The sequence below is a fragment of the Pseudoalteromonas sp. GW168-MNA-CIBAN-0100 genome, from assembly GCF_040309225.1.
GTDB lineage: Bacteria > Pseudomonadota > Gammaproteobacteria > Enterobacterales > Alteromonadaceae > Pseudoalteromonas > Pseudoalteromonas arctica.
This window is the reverse complement of record NZ_JBEOOL010000802.1, coordinates 1-255: the sequence shown is the minus strand read 5'-3', so window position 1 is coordinate 255 and position 255 is coordinate 1. Positions and strand designations below refer to the sequence as shown.

The window sequence follows — 255 nt, the reverse complement described above, 5'->3', positions numbered from 1 at the left end:
CGTTTAAAGGCCCACTCATTTTAGATTCGTGTTGTGGTGTGGGAGAAAGCACCGCTAATTTAGCTAAGCGCCATCCCGATGCGCTGGTAATTGGTATCGATAAATCGTCGCACCGCTTAGATAAACACGATGTAGAGTATACACAAACCGACAGTGGTCAGTATATTTTGGTGCAAGCAGACTTAAACGACTTTTGGCGTTTAGCCGTGGCAGCAAACTGGCAACCTAGCCACCATTATTTGCTTTACCCCAATC

The 255-nt window shown here is 45.9% G+C and carries 1 protein-coding gene; it reads left to right on the top strand.

Annotation, left to right across the window (positions count from 1 at the left end; translation table 11 throughout):
- A partial coding sequence (locus tag AAEY62_RS23495; RefSeq protein ID WP_350636868.1) for a methyltransferase domain-containing protein occupies positions 1-255 on the top strand: 255 nt, incomplete at both ends.